This is a genomic window from Brotonthovivens ammoniilytica (assembly GCF_025566885.1).
Classification (GTDB): Bacteria; Bacillota; Clostridia; order Lachnospirales; family Lachnospiraceae; genus Brotonthovivens; species Brotonthovivens ammoniilytica.
Window position 1 is genome coordinate 276,270 of record NZ_JAOQJQ010000003.1, and the last position, 17,316, is coordinate 293,585.

At 38.8% G+C, this 17,316-nt stretch carries 14 protein-coding genes; all 14 read left to right on the plus strand.

The annotated features are described in order from the left end of the window. Positions 1-2: 2 nt before the first annotated feature. Positions 3-1,556, plus strand: a complete 1,554-nt coding sequence (locus OCV88_RS09305) for an ABC-F family ATP-binding cassette domain-containing protein (RefSeq protein ID WP_158425232.1) — start codon at positions 3-5, stop codon at positions 1,554-1,556. A 219-nt stretch (positions 1,557-1,775) separates the two neighbouring features. Continuing rightward, positions 1,776-2,321, plus strand: a complete 546-nt coding sequence (locus tag OCV88_RS09310; RefSeq protein ID WP_158425233.1) for an RNA polymerase sigma factor — start codon at positions 1,776-1,778, stop codon at positions 2,319-2,321. After that, complete coding sequence (locus OCV88_RS09315; RefSeq protein WP_158425234.1) at positions 2,318-3,013, plus strand: DUF4367 domain-containing protein; 696 nt, start codon at positions 2,318-2,320, stop codon at positions 3,011-3,013. Before OCV88_RS09310 ends, OCV88_RS09315 begins: the two co-directional genes overlap by 4 nt. A gap of 110 nt (positions 3,014-3,123) precedes the next feature. Then, positions 3,124-3,516: a hypothetical protein gene (locus OCV88_RS09320; protein WP_158425235.1), complete on the plus strand. Its 393-nt coding sequence runs from the start codon at positions 3,124-3,126 to the stop codon at positions 3,514-3,516. 470 nt (positions 3,517-3,986) lie between these two features. After that, the gene (locus OCV88_RS09325) at positions 3,987-4,532 is read left to right on the plus strand and encodes an RNA polymerase sigma factor (protein ID WP_158425236.1); all 546 of its coding nucleotides are present in this window, start codon (positions 3,987-3,989) and stop codon (positions 4,530-4,532) included. Position 4,533: 1 nt separating this feature from the next. Further along, entirely contained in the window at positions 4,534-5,208 is a 675-nt protein-coding gene (locus tag OCV88_RS09330) for a DUF4367 domain-containing protein (protein ID WP_158425237.1), read from the plus strand. A gap of 179 nt (positions 5,209-5,387) precedes the next feature. Then, positions 5,388-5,786, plus strand: a complete 399-nt coding sequence (locus OCV88_RS09335) for a hypothetical protein (RefSeq protein ID WP_158425238.1) — start codon at positions 5,388-5,390, stop codon at positions 5,784-5,786. A 30-nt stretch (positions 5,787-5,816) separates the two neighbouring features. After that, positions 5,817-11,498 carry an RHS repeat-associated core domain-containing protein gene (locus OCV88_RS09340; RefSeq protein WP_262591099.1) on the plus strand — a complete coding sequence of 1,894 codons (5,682 nt, stop codon included), beginning with the start codon at positions 5,817-5,819 and terminating at the stop codon, positions 11,496-11,498. A 162-nt stretch (positions 11,499-11,660) separates the two neighbouring features. Further along, positions 11,661-13,100: an ankyrin repeat domain-containing protein gene (locus tag OCV88_RS09345; RefSeq protein ID WP_158425240.1), complete on the plus strand. Its 1,440-nt coding sequence runs from the start codon at positions 11,661-11,663 to the stop codon at positions 13,098-13,100. A 226-nt stretch (positions 13,101-13,326) separates the two neighbouring features. After that, positions 13,327-13,893, plus strand: coding sequence for an ankyrin repeat domain-containing protein (locus OCV88_RS09350; RefSeq protein WP_158425241.1), 567 nt, complete (start codon positions 13,327-13,329; stop codon positions 13,891-13,893). A gap of 43 nt (positions 13,894-13,936) precedes the next feature. After that, positions 13,937-14,701 carry an ankyrin repeat domain-containing protein gene (locus OCV88_RS09355; RefSeq protein WP_158425242.1) on the plus strand — a complete coding sequence of 255 codons (765 nt, stop codon included), beginning with the start codon at positions 13,937-13,939 and terminating at the stop codon, positions 14,699-14,701. Then, positions 14,685-16,142, plus strand: a complete 1,458-nt coding sequence (locus tag OCV88_RS09360) for an ankyrin repeat domain-containing protein (protein WP_158425243.1) — start codon at positions 14,685-14,687, stop codon at positions 16,140-16,142. The genes OCV88_RS09355 and OCV88_RS09360 overlap by 17 nt, the downstream gene beginning before the upstream one ends. Before the next feature lie 138 nt (positions 16,143-16,280). Next, positions 16,281-16,790 carry a hypothetical protein gene (locus tag OCV88_RS09365; RefSeq protein WP_158425244.1) on the plus strand — a complete coding sequence of 170 codons (510 nt, stop codon included), beginning with the start codon at positions 16,281-16,283 and terminating at the stop codon, positions 16,788-16,790. A gap of 46 nt (positions 16,791-16,836) precedes the next feature. Continuing rightward, positions 16,837-17,316, plus strand: a 480-nt coding sequence (locus OCV88_RS09370) for an ankyrin repeat domain-containing protein (protein WP_262591102.1), incomplete at its 3' end; no start/stop codon positions are given.

Sequence of the window (17,316 nt, forward strand, 5' to 3'; positions counted from 1 at the left end):
TTATGAGCATTTTAAATGTTGAACATCTGACCCATGGATTTGGGGACAGAGCGATTTTTGAGGACGTTTCCTTCCGGCTGTTAAAAGGAGAACACATTGGCCTTATAGGAGCCAACGGAGAAGGAAAGTCCACATTTATGAATATTATTACCGGCAGATTGATGCCGGATGAAGGAAAAATTGAATGGGCAAAAAATGTCCGCGTTGGCTACCTTGACCAGCATACAGTACTTCAAAAAGGAATGACAATCCGGGATGTACTGTCCTCGGCGTTTGATTTCCTGTATGAGATGGAAGAGGAAATGAACAAAATATACGAAAAGCTGGGGGAAGCAGACCCAGAGCAGATGACTGTCTGGATGGAAGAGGCAGGGACGCTGCAGGACCTTCTGACCATGCATGATTTTTATATGATTGATGCCAAGGTTGAGGAGGTTGCAAGAGCTCTGGGACTTCTTGATCTGTCTTTGGACCGGGATGTAACGGACCTCAGCGGCGGCCAGAGAACAAAGGTGCTGCTTGGGAAGCTTTTACTGGAAAAGCCGGATATCCTGCTGTTGGACGAGCCCACAAACTATCTGGATACAGAGCATATTGAGTGGCTGAAACGTTATCTGAATGATTATGAAAATGCATTTATTCTGATATCCCATGATATTCCTTTTTTAAACAGTGTGATCAATCTGATCTATCATATGGAAAACCGGGCTTTAGACAGGTATGTGGGAGATTATGATAAATTCCAGGAAGTACATGCCGCAAAAAAGGCTCAGCTTGAGGCGGCCTATAACAGACAGCAGAAGGAAATTGCTGATTTGAAGGATTTTGTGGCACGGAATAAAGCCAGAGTTGCAACCAGAAATATGGCTATGTCACGGCAGAAAAAGCTGGACAAGATGGATGTCATTGAGCTGGCAGCAGAGCGTCCCAAGCCGGAATTTCACTTTAAAGAAGCACGTACGCCGGGACGCTATATTGTTCAGACAAAGGAGCTGGTGATTGGATATGAGGAACCTTTGTCAAAACCTTTGAATCTTGAGATGGAACGGGGAATGAAAATTGCATTAACCGGCTCTAATGGTATCGGAAAAACGACATTGTTAAAGAGTATTCTTGGATTTATTCCGGCTCTGGAGGGAGAGATTTTTCTGGGGGATTATCTGGAGATTGGATATTTTGAACAGGAAATGAGCCAGGACGCGGATACAACCTGCATTGAGGAAATCTGGAAGGAGTTTCCGGGATATTCTCAGTATGAAGTTCGCAGCGCTCTTGCAAAATGCGGCTTAACAACCAAGCATATTGAAAGTAAAGTAAGAGTATTAAGCGGCGGCGAGCAGGCAAAGGTTAGATTATGTAAACTTATAAACAGGGCCAGTAATCTGCTGGTTTTGGATGAACCTACAAATCATCTGGATGTGGATGCAAAGGAAGAGCTGAAACGGGCATTAAAAGCATATAAGGGCAGTATTTTGATGGTCTGCCATGAACCGGATTTTTACGAAGACTGGGCAGATGCTGTCTGGGACTGCACAGTGTGGACCACAAAACTGTAAGGTGAAATGAGACCTGACACAGATTATTCCAAAAGGAATGATCTATGGACAGGCCTCTTTCGCTGTTATGATAAATCAGGTGCTGATGCCTGAGAAAACGAAATTTTAAAATTGTAATGTATCAGTTTAGAGACTATTGGACTGTAAATTTTAAAAAATTTCTGATTTGTTGTCACAAATAAAGGGTTCCATACGTTCTTGTATGGTAGAAGGAGGAAAATGATACTATTTTATACAGTTCCACTGGAAACTGAAGCTGAGAAAACAAAGTTTGAACTTATATATGAAAAATATCACAAATTAATGCTGTATGTTGCCATGGAGATGCTGAATAATCAAATGGCAGCGGAGGATGCGGTACACAGCGCTTTTTTAAAGCTGCTCCATCATTTAGATCAGGTGGAGGAAATCAGCGGAAATAAGACGAAACGGTTTGTACTGACGATAACGGAAAGAACTGTTATTGATATGATGAGAAGGAATAAAAGAGAAAGGAAAATTTCTCTGGATGAGGTAGAGGACTGGCAGATGCCTGGCAAATTTCAGGAGAGCTATTATGAGCTGCCGGAGGAAAACCGGGTGATCACTGCTATTAAAAATATGCCGAAGCTGTATCAAGATATTTTTCTTCTTAAGTACAGCAGTGGTTATGAAAACTGTGAAATTTCAAAGATATTGGATATTTCTGAGGATTCGGTCCGGAAACGTATTTCCAGAGGAAAAATAAAATTGGAAAAAATATTAAATGGAGAGGGAGTTTTATGAGAATAGAAGTTACCGACGAGCTGCTTTATAAATATGTGCCAAAAGCAGATCAGGAGCTTTTAGATGAAATGCCGGAACAGCCGGATCTTAACTTTACACCCGGCATTCAATTTCAGAAAAGAATGAATAAGCTGAAAAGGCAGAGCAGACATCCAGGGAGACATTTTCATTATATGTCTGCAGGCAGACGGATTGCAATGATTATACTTCTTTTGTTTGCCATCAGCACAGCTCTTTCCGCTGGCGTGAAGGCAGCTATTAATTTCAGAATGAAAATAGTGGAGACAAAAAAGAATGAAAAATATGTAGAGGAGGAATATTCTATAGACGGAACCGGGTACGGTAGTCTTAAAAAATTCTCCTATATACCGTCCGGATATTTGATGGAACATGAAGAACTGTCGGATAATAGTTATTCCGGAGAATATGAAAATGGCGAAGGTTCCCTGCTTGTGTTTCAGCAGACTATTTTAGAAGACGGGGCGGTGACCGCCAGGGATGCGGAATTTTCAGAGTCTCATTATGCACAGGTGAGGGGAAACGATGTTCTGATTGGGACCACCCCGGATGGGTGGAAAGAATGTTTCTGGGTAGAAGAAGATATCTGGTGTGTGCTTCTGGCAGAAGATCTGCCGGAAGAAGAGCTGATAAAAATAATAGAAGAAATGGCAGAAAGCAGAAAAGAGGCTTAAGTTGTCTATTTCGTACAGATTAAGCAGAAAAAGAAATTAAAACTTGTCTAATTTTTTGGTCACAAAAGGGCATAGTTGAACGTTATAGTATGTTGGAGGAGGTGAAAGACATGAAAAAAATTATTTCTGTTATCATTCTGTGTGTGACGGTGCTGGCACTGGCTGTTATGCCTGCCATGGCTTCGGAGTCTCAGATCAGTCCGGCCAGTACACAGAATGTACATTGCGGACTGACCATCAGTGGATTAAAAGCAACGTCAACCTGCAGTGTCATTGTAAGCGGAGCAGAAAAAACAACTGCAACGCTGTATCTGGAGAAGTACAAAAGCGGAAAGTGGAAAGTAATGCAGAGTGCTTCAAAAACCACCGGCAATAATACGTTATCTATTAAGAAATCAAGGCTGATTGTGTCCGGGAAGTTTCGTGCGAAGGTAAAAGTTACAACCGTGAAAAACGGTAAAAAAGAAACACATACATATTATAGTGCTGTAAAGAGCCGTTAGGTATGTATGTGCGGGGATACAGGTAAAATGTTGAGAGTACTGTATCATGGAAAAGCGCTGTAAAGACAGGCATATCTGACGCAGGAAAAGCTGACGGCTGGTATTAACTTGGGGAAGGGATAGCGGCTTTGGGCTGAAATGAAAGTGGGGACTTTCACGGCATCAGATACAGCAGACACGGGGCTATAAAGGTAATGTATTAGGAAACGTAAAAGAGTATTTAAGTGCAGACTGTAAGCTTACATATAGGCATTATAAATGGAACCGGAGCAGTTGCATGGGGCATGTATGTTGAACTGTCAGTCTGGACTGAATTATTCTTTGCAGAAGCTGAAAAGTTGCGGCGATGTATGATCAAAAGATTGTATGTGGCCGTTTTTTTTGATATGTGGTATTATAAAAGTAAATTATAAGTGACAGGGTGCAGAGGTGAAAGCGGATTGCATTTATTGTGTAAAAGGGGAAAACAAATGCTTATATTTTATGCGGCAATACTGGAAACAGAGTCTGAAAAAACGGAGATGGAACGTTTATATGAAAAGTACCACAGGCTCATGCTCTATACGGCGGTGAAGATGTTGAAGGAGCAGATGGCGGCAGAGGATGCGGTACACAGTTCTTTTTTGAAAATTATCAGGCATCTGGACAAAATTAGAAGTATGGATGATTATTGCAAAAAAAGGTTTGTATTAACAATTACGGAACATACGGCGGTAGATATGCTCAGAAAGAAGAAAAAAGAGAGTTTCGTATCCTTTGATGAGATGGAGGACTGGAAGGTGCCGTCAGGGGGAACTGTAGATTTCTATGAATTGCCTGAGGAGAATCAGATTATTCTTGCAATAAAAAATATGCCTCTTTTGTACCGGGATATATTTTTGCTGAAATACAGCAGCGGATATGAAAACAGAGAAATTGCCTCTATATTTGGAATTACAGAAGAATCTGTACGGAAACGTATTTCCCGGGGGAAGAAAAAACTGGAGGAAATATTGAATAAAGAGGGGGTGCTGTAAGATGAAAGTAAATGATGAGTTATTGTATCACTATGTACCGTTAGCCGATCAAGAACTTTTAAATGAAATTTTGGATCAGCCGGATCCCGGTTTTCTTCCCAGCAGAAGTTTTCGAAAAAAAATGAAAAAATTACTCCGTCAGAGCAGATATCCGAAACTGCATTTTCAATATATGTCCGCTGGGCGCAGGGTGGCAATGATTGTGCTGCTGTTGTTTGCCGTAAGTGCTGCATTATCTGTGGGAGTAAAGGCGGCCATTAACTTTAGACTAAAATTAATAGAACATAAAGAATACGAGGATTATGTGGAGGATCGTTATTCTGTGGAAGGAAACGGTGGGGGGGTTTTTAAACAGTTTTTGTATCTGCCCGGGGGATATGAGTTAAAGGATGAAGACTACAGTGAAGACTCATACAGCGGAGAATTTGCGAATCAGGAAGGGATGCAGATTATATTTATGCAGGTAAAAATGTCCGACAATATAACAACTGCCAGAGACAACGAATTTGTAGAGTCGCACACTGTTTTGATTCGGGGAAATGAGGTTTTAATTGGAGTTACCGAAGACGGATGGCATGAGTGTTTCTGGACAGAACGTGATATATGGAATGTTATATATGCGGAGTCATTGTCAGAAGAAGAGATCATAAAAATGATCAATGAAATGAAAGAGTAAAGGGAAGCGCTGGGGATTTTTAAAGTACGTGGAGAGTCTGGGTAATCAAAAGGAAGCTGTGGGCTTTTGATTAATGGGAATTGGTTAATAGTTACAAAAAAATAAAATAAAATTGTGCACTATTTTTGTCACAAATTGAAATAACTTTTCGTGTTTTGTATGTATAGGAGGTGAATGAAATGCGGAAGGTTATTTCTTTTTTATTAGTTTGTGTGACCGTATTTTTGCTGGTAACAATGTCTGCAATGGCAGCCGGCAGTGGTAAAAATAGTATTTCTGCCAGATTAAACAGTACAACATGCAGTTTAAAGATCAGTGGAATGACCGCTGAGTCCAGTTGTAATGTAATACTTCGAGGAACAGATAAGGCGACTGTTACACTATCTTTGCAGAAGTATAAAAACGGAAAATGGACGGTGGTTCAAAGCACAACGAAATCAACAACAGGAGCGCGTTTGAGTTTTTCCAGGAAAAAGCTGATTACAGCAGGAAAATTCAGGGCAAAAGCTGTTGTTACTGCAATCAGGGGAAATACCAGAGAAACTAAAAACTATTACAGTTCTATTGTAACAAAGTAGATTAGACAACAGAAAGTGACAGGTATGATTATGAAAAATACAAAAAAATACTTAAGACGTGGGATTTCCTGTAGTCTAGCAGCGTCTGTTTGTTTTACAGGATTTAACATAACACCATTGCTGGATGGAAGAATAGTAATGGCGCAGGAAATAGAATATCAAAAGCAGCTGGAAGAAACAAAAGTGGAAGTGTCTGAAGAGAGAACAGAGGACACTACCAGCTATCAGCTGGCAGATGGAACAAAGCAGCTTGTAATTCACTCAGGGGATGTCAGATATGAGAATGAGAGTGGAGAGCTGATAGATTATGATCCTACTTTAACTCAGATTACAGAAGAAGTTTCTGAACAAAAGAGAAGTCTGGAAGGATATACATACGAAAATACAGAAGGTGATATGAAACATTACCTTCCTCAAAAACTGGATCCGGATACTCCGCTTTTACTGGAAAATGGAAAGATGGCTATTGAGCTTCAGCCGGTAACAGACCAGGACAATAATGTATTTGGCATGGCCGGAGAATATGAAAAAGTACAGGCAGTTAAGGAAGATTATACGGATATTTATGATGAAGAAGAACCGGCAGTTGTCGGCGCCGTATATGAAACAAAAGATGAAAGTCTGGAATTATCATATATTTCCAATACGGATGGGGTAAAAGAGACGATAGTCCTAAATGAAAAACCAAAAGGAAATGTATTTCGCTATTATCTTCAGTTAAATGGTCTTGAGCCGCTGATAAATGAAGAAACAAAAGAGATTGAGCTATACCGTGCAGGAGATACGGATGATCCTGCGGCTGTTATTGAAGCGCCCTATATGAATGATGCCACACAGGAGGCTTATAGTGAGGATATATATTATGATATTGAATCTAAAGACGACGGCCGCTATCTTCTTACCATGATAGTAGATCAGGGTTATTTAGATAAGGCTCAGTATCCTGTTATAATTGATCCAACGGCTACCTGGAGCGGCAGTGCAAAAATAGATGATGTTTATATCGCAGATGGCGCACATAAAAACAGTAATTTTTATGCGGCGGCTTCACAGGCATTTTTTGCAGGACAGAACCACAGCGGGTTAAAACTCAGATCATTAATAAAATTAAATGATTTGAAAAAGACACTGGACGGAAAGTGTGTGACCAGTGCAGTGTTGAATATGTATGAGGCAGGGGGAGATTCAGGAGTAACAGTAAACTCTTATGCTTTAACGTCTACCAGAGCTAACAGCTCCGCTACCTGGGCGAATCAGCCTACAATTAGCTCCACAGTGCTTGGAACCTGTAAAAGTACCGGAACCATAGGAAATAAAGTTACTATGAACATGACAAAATTTGTTCAGGAGCTGTGTAACGGAACAAGATCTTATAATTATGGGATCATGATGAAGAGTACCAGTGAAGCAAATAAAAAATATGCTAAATTTTATGGCGTTCGTTTTACCACTGCAGGTAAGCGTCCCACTCTGGTTGTGAATTATGTAGATGGCCCGACAACAGCGACTTCTGTCAGCGCCAGTCCAAATTATATCAAAAAGGGCGGGACAACGAAAGTTACCTGGGCAGGTATTAATACGTCCTATTTAAGCTATGTACAATACCGGATACAAAAAAGTGGTGCGGAAGATAATTTGGTAAATTATTCATCCAGCACTAAAATCGGAACAACCGGTTCCGGTTCTGCCAATGTAACATTGGGAAGCTGGGCAGATGGTACGTACCGCATTTATGTCCGGGGAGTAGATAAAGGTGGAATAAAAGGTGTTGCTAAAGGCGTGAATGTGGTAATTGACAGCACCAATCCGGTATTTGATAAAAATTCCGTATCACCGGCAACATCGGCATCCGCTTATTCTAAAAGTTTACCGACCATGAGCTGGAAAGTAACGGATACAAATTTCAGGGACCTGTATTATTCTATAGATAAGGGGACTACCTGGAAAAAATTAAGCACGGCAAAAGAAGGCAGTGCAGCACTTCCGGCGTCAGATTTTAAAAAGACCGGAACATATCGCATTTTTTTAAGGGCTTATGACAAAGCGGGGAATTATAAAACATCCGCAGGGATGGATTATTATTATGATAATACGGCACCCAAAGCAAAAACAGTTACCAGATCAAACGATGGTACCAATGTTTTAATATCTTTGTATGGATTATCAGAGGTAATTGATACAGATAAGGTGTACTATGCAGTTTCTGCAGGCGGTGCAGGCAGACCGGCAAAGACCTCTTATACTCCGGTTACAGCTCTTTCATATAAGGACAATAATCTTACAGTAAAGGTGCCAATAGACTCTAAAATCAATGCAGAGAAAGTATATGATATTTATGTGGCGATAGGAGATAAAGCAGGAAATATTTCTTATGATAATCCGGTGAAGGCAGGATGGTACAATATAAAAAATGCTGTTTATGATGGTACTCTAATTGTGTCTGCGGATAAAAATGAAGAAAATCCTACGGATGACTGGTATTTATTTTGGGATACAGGTAATTCATCAAGTGGGTCAGCAGATAGTGTGATTACATCAGCAGACATATATGAGAGTTTGGATGGAAATACATTTAAGAAGATAGGTACCAATACTACAGGACAGCAAGTGATTTCTGTCCCGGAAATGAAAGATTATGTTTCATATAGAATTGTAGCTTCCTATAAAGATGGGAGTAAACGGTTGTCTAATGTACAAAGTTTACGAAAAACAGCATTAGATGAATATGTCGAGACACAGGAGCAGGAATTGGGTGCATCTATTTCAGAAGAAGATGTAGATGAACTGGTTGCTATGGATGCAGTTGCAGTAAAGGAGGAATCGCCGGATATTATTTCAGGAAAACAGCGTGCTGCAGAAAATATTGCGGAAGAATATGTTTATCTGAATGAAGAGATTGATACGGACGGCGACCAGCTATTGGATGGCTATGAGATGTGGGAGATTGGAAGTGATAAAACATCAGCAGATTCTGATACAGATGGTTTTGATGATTATTATGAAGTGACTGTGTTAGGAACCAGTCCGGCCATATACACGGCTGACGGTGATAACGATAAAGATGGAGTGCTAAACAGCAAGGAGAAACAGCTTGGAACAAATCCATATCTTCCGGACACTGATTTTGACGGTGTGAATGATTCTTCTGATAAGGAACCTTTAAAGACCAATACCGGTAATGGAGCAGCAGTATCTTATAGTATTATAGAGAATAATAATATTTATGAGCATAAAATATCTAAAACAGAGGAAGGTTTGACGTTTGTTTACTGGTATAATCCCTACAGTGATTTAATTCGAAAAATTGAGCGGAGTACGGAAAAGAATGGAAAAGTTCAAGAATATTATTTTTATGATTCTAAAAAGCAGCAAATAGGACTTTTGCGTAATTATGGGAATAATAAATATGACGTAGTAACCAGTACATATGATGGAAATGATGAAGTAAATTTTGCAGCTTATAATGGATTAGGATATACTATAAACAGAAATGATGATGGTGATCTATTATCTGTATCTGTAAATGGAGTGAACTTAATTAGTAATTCATTTGCTGTTACAGGAACGGGTGAAGATGCGTATACTTATCAGTCAAAGGCCTGGTTTGCCAATAATCAGGGAGAAACATATGATTATACTCAGATTAATGTAACTGATGCAGACGGGAATGTATCCAAAGAGAAGGCGTTAAAAGGTGTTAAGATTGACGGAGCCTCAGCTTATAGTTATGAATATGCGTATGATTCTCAGGGAAATGTTCAAAAGTTAAAGGATAATGAAAATAATGTTCAATATACATATGAATATGATTCCCAAGGGGAAGTAGCCGGGATTACTGCAAGCAATGGATTTAAAATAAATAAGCAGAAGGATTCTGATACCGGAGATCAAAGGAGAACATATTCCTTTGGGAATGTTCAGCATAGCGTTGCGTATACGGAAAGCGGCTCTGATACATCAACAAAGAAAACATCCGTTATAGATACAGATTTATCTGTAGAGGAGCAGACAGACTCAAATTCGAAAAATGATTCAAAAGTGATAAAATTCAAGAATAATTTGATTTTAGAAAATAAACAGGTTTTAGAAACAAATCAGCTTAGCTTGAGTTTGAAAAATAACAGAAAGCTGTTATACAAATATGATACCTGGGGAAATATTGCGTCAATATCATATTCAGATGGAAACAGTACAGCTAAAAACTATAGTGCAGAATATGAGTATAATACGAAAGGTGAATTAACCAGCGAGAAAAACAGCTTTTCAGGCACAAGTAAGAAATATGAATATGATGGAAATGGCAATAGGGTTAGTAAAAAGGAATATGATAAGGCAGGCAAGCTTGTGAAAACAGGTTCGTTTACATATGATGCTGTCTGGCGTGATAAGATTGCAGGATATACCGAAAATGGTGTAAAAAAATCTATTTCCTTTGATAAACTTGGAAATCCGATAAATTGGCTCAATGATTTGAAGTTTACCTGGAAAAATGGGAGACGTTTAAACACAGCAGAAAATCCTGAATATTCTGTCGTGTATAAGTATGACGTAACCGGATTAAGAACACAAAAGAAAGTAACAGAAAAAGCAGGAAATATTAGTACAACCTATGACTATATCTGGGACGGAAATGCGCTCTTACGGGAAACAAGAACAACCGGACAAAAAAAGCTGGTATTTGATTATTTGTACGACGGTAATTATAATATAATTGGCTTTAAATTATCCGGAAGCGGGATTGCCGAAAAAACATATATATTTGAACAGGATGTACAGGGGAATATAGCCGCTGTATATGAATTAGGTGATAAGTCAGCGGCCTGCGTGGCGGAATATGTTTATGATGCATATGGCGAGTTAGTTAAAGTAACAAATAATACAAATGATAATATAGGGGATTTAAATTTATTCCGATACAGAGGATACTATCAGGATGTGGAGACAAATCTTTATTATCTGCAGAGCAGATATTATGACGCATCTGCCGGAAGGTTTTTAAATATGGACAATATTTTATATCTAGGAGTTAATCCGGATATATACAATTGTTCTTATAATTTGTTTGTATATTGTGAAAATGATCCGGTAAATTATGTTGATGAGACAGGAAGTTTACCATCATTTAAAACAATTAAAAAAATGGTTAACAAGTATCTAGGAGGCTGGTATTACCGGAATGGTAAAACAATATATTATTGGGGGAAGCGTTCACCACAATCATTAGCGGGATATAATGATATGTATGATGGATTATCCGGAATGATAGGATGTAATTTGTCTAATAATAAAATAATAGAATATAATTCAAAAATTTGGTGGAGATTTCAATTTTGGAAAGGCTCATATGGGTTTACCAGGTTATATGGGGCAGAAATAGGAGTTTATTATAAAAAAGGCGGCGGTTCTGGTGGACACTATACATGTGCCAAAAAATATCCGTTAAAGATGTCATTTTCATTATATAATAAGAAAAACCAGCGTTTGTTTTCGACAATTTCAGAAAATACGTGGTGGAAAAATGGATTTGTCTGGGGGTATCAACACCGGAACAATTTAATAATGGTTTCTAAAATATATTTTCCGAATACTTCAATAGGAAATTCTCAAAAAGCTGCATTTGTCAAAGGTAAGAAAAATCTAAAAAATTGTGAAATATCTCAAAAAGGAAGAATTTATACAATTAAATGGAAGAAAAATGGGAATGAGAGATAGGTGAATATTAAAAGCACAAGAAATTCAAATAATGTTCTTGATAGTTCTTTTAGTTTTTTTGGAGGAATGCTGTTTGTAAATAATGAAATTTTTGTAAAAATGAAGACGTCGTATAGTTCGTGAGTATTCAAGGGAATATGTGTTATCGGTTGAGGTGAGCATATGAAAAAATATATAATACTATTTGTTGCTTTGCTATTTTTATTCTTACAGGGATGCGAATTAAAAATCCCTTCAGAGAAAGATGAGGCACAGGAAAAGCTTTTGGCATCTATGGAATTTTCACTGCATGAAACTTTAAAGGAGAGTATTGAGCAGGGCGTTGACTTAAATCACTTTTCCAGAGAATATCGCAGGAGAACGAATAATGGGAAATCTGAGAGTAATCCGTTGCGTATTGGATTGTATAATATGATTGAAAATTATCTGGTTCAAGAAATGCTGGAAGCTGGAGCAGACCCCGATCTATACGACAGTGATGGTTATCCTGTGTTTTTTTACAGTGCCTGGGAAGATGATACAGACCTGTGTCAGATTTTTTTTGATCACGGAGCAGATATTTCCAAAAGAAGTAAAGATAAGTGTACAATTCTTGACTACTATCTTCAGACAAAAGCACCCGGAGGTGCAGACTTAGTGAATCGAAAGTTTGTACAGCTGCTTTTGGAGCAGGGAGTTCCTGTAGATAAAAATACCTGGAAACTGGCAGAAAAAACCGGAGCCTATCATATTTTCGATCTATTGTATCATGCTCCTCAAAATGAATTGGATGATTTTTCCCAGCTGCAGAAAGCTTATCTGGAGGGAAAGATAGAGGAGGGGAATGCTCTGCTGAGACAGACGCTGATACCGGATCAGGAGGATACATATCTTGCGGCTGTATACGGGAATCGTGAAACGATTGAGATTTTAAAGGTAAAAAACCGGGAAATTTCCTTTGACCAGGAAAACGATTCAAAACCGTCTTTATTATTTTTGGCTTTTTACAATGGAAATGCCAAAACGGCATCGGAAATGCTTCAGCAGGCAGAACGAGGAGATGTAACTCTGGGCGATTTGAAGGAAATCGTATTTAAAAATGACGATACAGTTTTATTTGAATATTTGTGTCAAAGAGAATGGCTTAGTGTTACAGATATTTCTAACGAAGATATCGGAACGATTGCGGTAAAAGATGCCAGAGAGATCATGAATTATCTGTTTCAAAACGGATATCGGTTTTCAGATCACACAGGGGCATCTAACGAGACGTTAAACAGGGCAATTATGTTTGAGCGGGAGGAGATGCTGGATTTATTATTAGAAAATGGCGCTGATCCCAATGAAGATGGGGAACTTGGTTATCCGCTGATTGAAAGCTGTCAGGGAGGGGATCCCAAAGCGATGGAGAAACTGCTGTCCTATGGTGCAGTTTTAGATAAGTGTGGAGAAGCCGCAATGCAGGACGCTGTTGTATGTGCAAATCTGGATGCTGTAAAATGGTTAACAGAGCACGGCGTGAAAATTTCAGAGACCGCATATAAGGATGCAAAAGAAGCTGGTATTTATAAGAATGATCACACCTGGGAATTTGTGAAAAAAGTGTATGAAAGTCAGAAATAATCCTCTCGGACAAGGAGAGCTTTTGGCAGGAATTTCTTTGGAGTGGGATATCAATATATGTGATGAAGAGATCGCAAAAGAAATTATTGAATTGATGTAGGGATGTGCAGGATCCATTTTGGTTTCGCCTTCTTAGTCTGTGCATTAGTGCTATTAAGAAGGCGGTACAGTATTTAGATAAGCCATTTATCATTTCATTGAATAAAGCAGAGAAATAGGGTGATCTATGAAAAAATATATAATACTATTTGTTGCTTTACTATTTTTATTCTTACAGGGATGTGAATTAAAAATCCCTTCAGAGAAAGATGAGGCACAGGAAAAGCTTTTGGCATCTATGGAATTTTCACTGCATGAAACTTTAAAGGAAAGTATTGAGCAGGGCGTGGACTTAAATCACTTTTCCAAAGAATATCGCCGGAGAACGAATAATGGGAAATCTGAGAGCAATCCATTGCGAATTGGATTGTATAATATGGTTGACCGTTATACAGTCAAAAAAATGCTGGAAGCTGGAGCAGATGCCAATGCATATGATTGTGAAGGCTATCCATTGGTTTTTTACAGCGCATGGAATGAAGATGAAGCTCTGTGCCGGCTCTTTTTATCTTATGGTGCAGATGTGTCTCTAAAAAATAAGCAGGGTGATTCCATTTTGGACTATTATTTAGAAACCAATGAAACGGGAATTTATTTAAGCAGAAAAAATCTGGTAAAGCTGTATTTGGACGAGAGCGCTAAGGTAAGCAGACAAACGTTAAAGATCGCTGAAAGCTGTCAATACGGAGCTTAAACGGTGCTTTCTGGAAGGAAATATCCATCGGGGAAATCAATTATTGGAATCGAATGAAAAATTGGAAGAAACGGATCAGTATCTTGCCGCTGTTTATGGTAATGCAGAGTCAATTCAGATTTTAGAGGAAAAAGGAACGGATTTTTACGAAAAAGGAGAAAATAGGGCATCTATTTTGACGACAGCGGTATATAACGGGAATTTGGAGACTGTTGCGGCTATGTTAGAACAAACTGACAAATCTAAAATTGATATCCAGGATTTCCTGCAGGGAATTTATCAAAATGACGATGCCGTTTTGATGGATTATTTGTGTGAAGAAATGTGGGTAGATGCTTCAAATATTTCAGGCAGCGAAATCGAGATAATCGTATGGGAAAATGCAGAAAGTGTTCTGGAATGTCTAATAAAACATGGCTTTAAGTTACCGGAACATAAGGAAATCGGGAACCAGGCATTAGTTTTAGCTATTCAATCGGAAAATGATGGTATGCTGAAATTTTTGCTGGAAAATGGGACAGATCCAAATGTAAAGAATGAAGTTTCATATCCGCTGGTAGATTGCTGTTCGTGGTCGGATCCGGAAAATATCAATATATTATTAGAGCACGGTGCAGATTTAGAATTAATGGGTGAGGAAGCAATGAAGACTGCCGTGTGGGCTCAAAATTTAGACGCTGTAAAGATTTTGTATGAAAATGGAGTAGAAATAACGGAAGAGTGTTATCTATATGCAGAAGAATGCAAATCACTGGATAATAATCATACTTGGGAATATGTGAAAGAACGATATGAAGAAACAATGTAAAGCAAAAAGAATTTTATTAACTGTAATTATGAGCTGCCTATTCCTTCCCGGCTGTGGTGTCTATACAGGAGAACTTTCTGCTGAAGACAAGTTAAAACGAGCCATGGAGACAGGAGAACATGAAGTTTTAAAAGAAGCAGTAGAAGAGGGCGTAGATCTGAATTGGTTTGCCAGAGATAATGGAGAATGGACGGAGAACGGAAAATTTGACAGAAATCCTATGAGAGTAGGAATGTTTGGCTCTATGGACTTATATTCGGCAGAGTATATGCTGAGATCCGGGGCCGATGTAAACGCTTATGATGCATATGGCTATCCATTGATGTTTTATGGTTTATGGGAAGACGATGAAGCACTGGTAAAGCTGTTTCTGCAGTATGGGGCGGATATTTCTCTGGAAGGTAAGGAGGGTATGTCTGCTCTTGACTATTATTTTTGTGAAGGTGGATTGGATTATTTTTATGAGAATTGCTTTGGTTTTGCAAAGAAAACTATGGTGGAGATTCTGCTGGACCATGGTGCGAAAGTAGACTGTCAGACTATGGAATACGCAAAGGAGCAGGGAGCTTATCATGTCATGGGACTTCTGTATTCGAAACTAGAGGATCAGGAAAACTGTGTTTCTGAATTACAGCGGAAATATTTTGAAGGGAAGCTTACGGAAGGAAATGAATTATTGAAAAAATCCGGAAAGCTGGTATCCGCAGATCTGTTTGCAGCTGTGACCTATGGAAACGAAGAAACAGTGAAAATTCTTGAAAAAAAAGAAATCGACTTTTCTCAAAGTTATGGAGAACCGCATTCTCTGCTTTCTATAGCAGCCTGGAATGGAAATGTGCAGACTGTATCAAGAATCGTTGATGGAATGGTTTTAGACAAAAATGAACTTGATGAGATATTGTATGCAGCATATTCTAATGATGATTTGGAACTGATAAAATTATTGTGTGATAAAGGGTATGTGGATTTGAAAAAACTCACAGACAGTCAGCTGCAGAGCGTTTCTGAGGAAAATGCTATTGCGGTTATGGAATATTTTTTAAGCAGCGGATGTGATTTAAAAAAGCTGCCGTCGAAAGGTGCTGCTGAATTGTTAATGGCGCTGTATCGTGACAATGATGAGATGGCAAAGTTATTGTTAGAGAATGGGGCCGATCCCAGCCGGATGTCAGATGACACTTATCCTTTTGAAATTGCGTGCAGATATGGTACTCCGTATGAGGTAAAGCTTATGATAGAAGCCGGAACAGATCTTAAGAAACTTGGGAAAATTGGTATGGATGCTGCACTTGAGGGCGGTGATTTTGATATAATAAAAATTTTAACGGAACATGGTGTTGCGATCACGGAGGCGCAGTATAAATATTACCAGGAAATGGGAGGCAGTAATCATATTCTGGAGTATTTAACGGAATATTTTGCTCATTCCAAGGAGGAGTGAGCCACCCCAAATTATTAAACGAGCGAAAGGAAATTTAAGTCTCATTTTATTTCCGCCTTCTTGGTCTGCGCATTTGCACTGCTAAGAAGGCGGTATAGCCACAGAAAGAGTAAAATAGCTGTCAGAAGGGAAATAACTATGAATTACTTATTTTATTTGGATACATTTTCCTATCATGTATTTATGAACTTTTTGTTTGTAATAATTATTATACTGATACCTTTTGCGGTGATAACTCGTGTATTTCGCAGGAAGTCATGGAAAAGGGAGATTCCAACTTATATGTTTTGTCAGTGGGAGACCTCATTTATATTAGTTTTGATTTCCTGTATTTTGGGAATTATTATAAAACCTGTCTGGCAGCAGATTTTTGTCTTTGCTGGATTAATTTTCCTGACATTTTTTGCAGTGTGGGCCGGGAAAAGACACTGCGTCAATTGGTGCGGCAGGGGAAATTTTTATGTACTGGGAGAAAAGTCCTGGGATCAGCTTTCCAGAGAAGAAAAAGTGTTATCCGCGGAAGAAATTGCCAAAAACAGAATCATTGGTCGGGAACAAATAAAATATTGGAAGCCGATATGGGTATTTTTTATACCGGCGTTTGTTCCCCTTGTGTTGATGGAAATCGTTCTTTTTTTAGTTAGATAAGCCTTTTATCATTTCGCTGAATAAAGCGGAGAAACAGGGTGAGCATATGAAAAAAATAATAGCAGTATTTGCACTTGTTATTGTGTTTTGTATTTCCGGATGCGGGAGTTTAAAGAATGAATTCCCGGACACAGCAGAGGGGAAACTGGCAATGGCAATGACGAATTTTGTGCATGAGCCGTTAGAAGAAGCAATTGAACAGGGAGCAGACATCAATTATTTTTCCAAAGAATATCGTCAGCGAACGAATAATGGGAAATATGAGAGCAATCCCTTAAGAATAGGAATGTATCATGGAATTGATCATTATATGGTCGGACGAATGCTGGAAGCCGGAGCAGACCCCGATCTATACGACAGTGATGGTTATCCTGTGTTTTTTTACAGTGCCTGGGAGGATGATACAGACCTGTGTCAGATTTTTCTTGATCACGGAGCAGATATTTCCAAAAGAAGTAAAGATAAGTGTACAATTCTTGACTACTATCTTCAGACAAAAGCACCCGGAGGTGCAGACTTAGTGAAT

Excerpts from the sequence above, each read along its gene's own strand:
- OCV88_RS09360 (WP_158425243.1), top strand. The coding sequence starts at position 14,685 with ATGAAGAAACAATGTAAAGCAAAAAGAATTTTATTAACTGTAATTATG.
- OCV88_RS09365 (WP_158425244.1), top strand. The coding sequence starts at position 16,281 with ATGAATTACTTATTTTATTTGGATACATTTTCCTATCATGTATTTATG.
- OCV88_RS09345 (WP_158425240.1), top strand. The coding sequence starts at position 11,661 with ATGAAAAAATATATAATACTATTTGTTGCTTTGCTATTTTTATTCTTA.
- OCV88_RS09320 (WP_158425235.1), top strand. The coding sequence starts at position 3,124 with ATGAAAAAAATTATTTCTGTTATCATTCTGTGTGTGACGGTGCTGGCA.
- OCV88_RS09330 (WP_158425237.1), top strand. The coding sequence starts at position 4,534 with ATGAAAGTAAATGATGAGTTATTGTATCACTATGTACCGTTAGCCGAT.
- OCV88_RS09340 (WP_262591099.1), top strand. The coding sequence starts at position 5,817 with ATGAAAAATACAAAAAAATACTTAAGACGTGGGATTTCCTGTAGTCTA.
- OCV88_RS09350 (WP_158425241.1), top strand. The coding sequence starts at position 13,327 with ATGAAAAAATATATAATACTATTTGTTGCTTTACTATTTTTATTCTTA.
- OCV88_RS09310 (WP_158425233.1), top strand. The coding sequence starts at position 1,776 with ATGATACTATTTTATACAGTTCCACTGGAAACTGAAGCTGAGAAAACA.
- OCV88_RS09305 (WP_158425232.1), top strand. The coding sequence starts at position 3 with ATGAGCATTTTAAATGTTGAACATCTGACCCATGGATTTGGGGACAGA.
- OCV88_RS09325 (WP_158425236.1), top strand. The coding sequence starts at position 3,987 with ATGCTTATATTTTATGCGGCAATACTGGAAACAGAGTCTGAAAAAACG.
- OCV88_RS09335 (WP_158425238.1), top strand. The coding sequence starts at position 5,388 with ATGCGGAAGGTTATTTCTTTTTTATTAGTTTGTGTGACCGTATTTTTG.
- OCV88_RS09315 (WP_158425234.1), top strand. The coding sequence starts at position 2,318 with ATGAGAATAGAAGTTACCGACGAGCTGCTTTATAAATATGTGCCAAAA.